Here is a 4,146-nt window from a genome sequence, read left to right on the forward strand (position 1 = left end):
AACATCGAACTCTCGACTGGTGTTGCTTGGTACCCAGGCAGCAGCATGAGCCAAGGCTGGAGCGGTATCTACGCTTTTGCGAGCCGCGACCAGTTCTGGTTTGAGATGACGTACTATCTGCTCTAGTAACGAACTCGCAGGGTAGCAGGACTGCCCTGCGGGAACTTTGTCTGGGCGATAAAACGGAATGCGTAAAACGTAATTGGGGACTGAGAAAGTTTTCTGTTACGTTTTACGTTCTTGACCGCTCCTCCAGCTCTGCCAATAATCCTCTCGCCTCTCGTACATCCACTGTCTCTTCATCTCCGTCAAACCAATCACACAGTTCAGCCAACATCGTGTGTGCTTCGCTCAGGGCTGCACGCGAATCGTCATCCGTCACCCGTAATCCACTATCCAGAACACACTGCTGTCGTACACGCACCAAACTCATCACTGCTCGCAGTTCCAAGGCTTTGGCGTGTTGTTGTCGTGCGATGGCGATAGCTTGGCGAAGATATGCTTCGGCTTCCGCCTTCGCTTGGGTGTTGGGAGCTGGGAGCTGGGTGCTAGGCGGGTCAGAGATTAGACTCTGGACGCTAGACTCCAGATCTTTCTTGACTTCGCACTTCAAACTCCGCACTCCGCACTGCCTGACGAGCAGTTCGCCCTTAATGCGATAGAGTTCCGCAGCAAAGAATCGTTCGCCGTCCTGTTCCATCGTCGCTTCGGCCTCAGCAATCACTGCCAGTGCTTCGTTCGTTCGTCCTAGGCTACCCAAAGCGGTTGCACGGAGCCCTTGCCAGAATGGCAGGCCGAGTCGCACCTTGACCGTGTGCAACGCTTCAAAGCCTTGGGAGATCAGATGTAGTCCGTCGCTACTCTGCCGCTGTTCAATCAGCGCGCTCCCGCGAAGAAGCGTACCAAGCGCGATATACTGGACAAATCCATGCGCTCGGGCCGCAGGTAACGCGACGTCAACCTCTGCTTCTGCCGTCGCACCGTCTCGCAGCAGCACATGTAACCATGAGGCCATCAGTTGGGCTGCGACCCTATTGTACGGATGATCCGAGCCATGTGCCCAGGACAAAGCCTCCTGGCTTCTCTGGCGCGCACGCTGGGGTTGTCCAAGCATCCACATACACAGCGCATCAAAAGACAACGCCAACATCTTCGGATCAAGCAAATGTTGCGGCTGCTGGGTATCGCACAGCGTCGTGACTTCCTCACAATACGCATGTGCAGTAGTAAACTCGCCACGGTAATACGCACCGATACCAACCGCGAGATGAGCCCACAAACGCATCACAGCGTCCGCTTCCGTTTCAGATCGGGTCACCATCTGCTCGGCAAACGTTCGCGCCTCAACAAGTTCTCCACGTACCAGTCTGACCACCCACAAGCCTAACAGTACCAGAAACGACGGCTCGGTTGCTCCCAGGTGCTGGTGGAGTCTCACGATTTGTGCATAGAAGTGCTCAACTTCCGCTGAGGCCTCACCTTTCAAGGTCAGCAGTGGCCCCAGCACGGTGAGGTGCAACAGGATCTCTTGTTGCGTTCGCTCCGGCGTATCAGGCCAATGATGAAGAAGTTCTATGCCTTTGGTGAAGTGGGCATTCGCTTCTTGAAACGCACATCGCCACACGGCATTCTCGGCTGCCTGGTGAAGATAATAGACCGCACGGCGATAGTCGCGCCCGTTGCGGAAATGCATGGCCAAGACAGCGGCAACGTCTTTGGTTTGCGTGTGATAGCCGGTCTCAATGCAGGTCCCAATGCGCACATGCAGCCTCGCCTTTTGGGCTTCGGTCACTCGCTGATACAACACTTGCTGGTAGAGCGAGTGAATAAACCCAAACCGCGTCGCAACGGTTTCATCCGGCCACTCTTCAACCCCACGTGTCTGCAGGAATTGCCTATGCCGTGCCAGTTCGCGACAGCGTTCTTCAACTGCAACCACATCGCGCTCTAGTCCAGCCGCAACGGCAGCAGCGGAAAATTCAACTCCAGCGACACTCGCGACTTCGAGTAGGTGCTGATCTTCTAGGCTGAGTCGGTCGAGCTGTTGCTCAATCAACTGCTGCAGACTCTGCGGCACCACATCGAGCATCTGTTCCATTGCAGGAAACAAATGCCCTCCGGTCACATCAATATCCCGCGCGATCACGTACTCCACCACATTGGTCAAGAACAAAGGATTCCCGTCGGTCCGTTGATGCAGGCGGTGCGCCCACTCATGCAACGGCGCGCGATCGCAGAGTTCAGAGGGAAAATGCCTCTTAAGATACGTCGCCACTTCAGACTCATTGAGCAACGACAGCGCCATCTCTGTCCCGAGATGATGTTGACAGAGTTCCTGCGTCAGGGTCGCAAGAGAATGGGGTCCGCCAGTAAGCTCAGCCGGACGATACGTACCGACAACGAACAACCGCGCCGGTCCACGCCGGTGGGCCAAGAAGGCCAGAAAGTCGAGCGTTGACGCATCAGACCACTGCAGATCTTCCAACACCAAAACGACAGGGTGGCTCATTGTTGCGGCTTCCATCGCCTCCGCTATCTCGCGCAGCATTCGTTCTTGTGTAGCACCGTGAATCTTACGTTGGAGTTCTTCAATATCCGGCGCATTCAAAAGCGACGGGAATTGCATCAGCCATGTGGGCGCGTAGCGACGCAGGAGCGCAAGCCACTCCTGCCCTCCAGGTGCAGAACACAAGCGTCCGATCACATCGAGTAGCGGTAAATAGGCTTCTCCAGCACCATGTTGTTCGATGCATTGTCCACGACCGATCCATACACTGGGAGCTTGGAGGTGCAGCTTGGCAGGTGGAACTTGCTGCGGGACGGAATTGGAACCTAACTGCCAGTTTTCTCCTCCGTCAAGAAAAACATCAACCAGTGTCGTCTTACCAATACCAGACTCACCAGAAATAAAGACAAACTGGCGTTCACCACTGAACGCGTGAGATAACAGACTGTGGAGTTTTGTCAGTTCCGTTTCTCTGCCAACGAGATTTGGCGCTAGAGACTTGGGACTTGGGGCTTGGAGGGAAGAGGGACGAGCACCGAGCCCCCAGTCCCCAGCCTCTTTCTGCCTACTGACTCCTGAATACTGACTACTGACTACTGGTTGAGCGCTGGTGAGGGGGGCAATAAACCGATACCCTCGTCGCGTCAGCGTCTCGATAAAGCGTGGAGCCTCAGCATCATCACCGAGGGCTTTGCGCAGTTCCCGCACACAGACGATTGGCACCACATCACTCACAGTGGTATCTGGCCAAACGGTATCGAGAAGTTCCTCTTTCGAGACGAGCCGCCCCGCACGCTCAACCAGACAACGCAATACACCAAAGGTCTTTGGTCGCAAAGTGATTGGTTGCGATCCTCGCCAGAGTTGTTCGTTCGCCATATCAAGACGAAACGGACGAAACAGGACCTCTTGCGCTTCATTCATCACTTGTCCTCCCTTTTTGAAGACAACTTGAAGCGAACTTGAATGAAATTTGAAGCGTTTTGTTATGACTTTTTCTGCAAAGTCTGCCTATTCCTCTATACAGCAGTTTGGCTGTGTTGGTGTCGCCTTATAGCACAACCGAAAGCGGACGCAAATAAGATTTACGCTGCCAGAAAAAAGGAGGGGGAAAATCTTACCAAAGGCAGAAGCGTTTCTCGTCCATCGAGACGCAGGGGGGAACGGGGCGGTGCCAGGGGGGCACCAGCAGTGACTAGATGCAAACGGTGGGCATGGGCAATCGAAGGACCACCGGACAGGTAAGCAAGAACAGCTTGACGTAAGTGCTCGATTATCAGCTTTCAACAGCAGCAGAGAAGTGCACTCCTTGATGACGCGGCTTCGCATGAGCAGTGGTCGGGAACTTGTTGAGTTTCCCCGTCTGGCTGATGGCTGATCGCTGAATACTGACTAGCTTGATTAAGGAGGGAGTAAGATCATGAGGGATATTTTTCGCAGAATCAAATGGGTCGTAAGCCTGGCTTTATTGTTGGGCAGCATGTTCTACGCCAGCTCACTCGTATGGGCATCGACACGTATCGGTAACGCGGAACTACAGATGTGGTACCGCATGCGCCATACGTTTCATTCAAACGGCGGAGATAACCTCAACTGGGTACAGTGGCGTAACGAAGTCTATTTCTGGTTCATTTACGATA

At 54.2% G+C, this 4,146-nt stretch carries 2 protein-coding genes; one reads left to right on the top strand and one right to left on the bottom strand.

The window, feature by feature from the left end; translation table 11 throughout:
• Positions 1 to 232: 232 nt before the first annotated feature.
• A complete protein-coding gene (locus tag FJ147_27670; GenBank protein ID MBM4259663.1) occupies positions 233 to 3,430 on the bottom strand; it encodes a hypothetical protein in 3,198 nt (1,065 codons plus the stop codon).
• A gap of 496 nt (positions 3,431 to 3,926) precedes the next feature.
• Here FJ147_27670 and FJ147_27675 point away from each other — a divergent pair.
• The coding region (locus FJ147_27675; GenBank protein MBM4259664.1) for a hypothetical protein at positions 3,927 to 4,146 on the top strand (220 nt) is incomplete at its 3' end.

The organism is Deltaproteobacteria bacterium (assembly GCA_016874775.1).
Classification (GTDB): Bacteria; Desulfobacterota; Binatia; order Bin18; family Bin18; genus VGTJ01.

Coding starts and splice junctions, on each gene's coding strand:
- FJ147_27670 (MBM4259663.1), bottom strand. CDS start 3,430: ATGAATGAAGCGCAAGAGGTCCTGTTTCGTCCGTTTCGTCTTGATATG.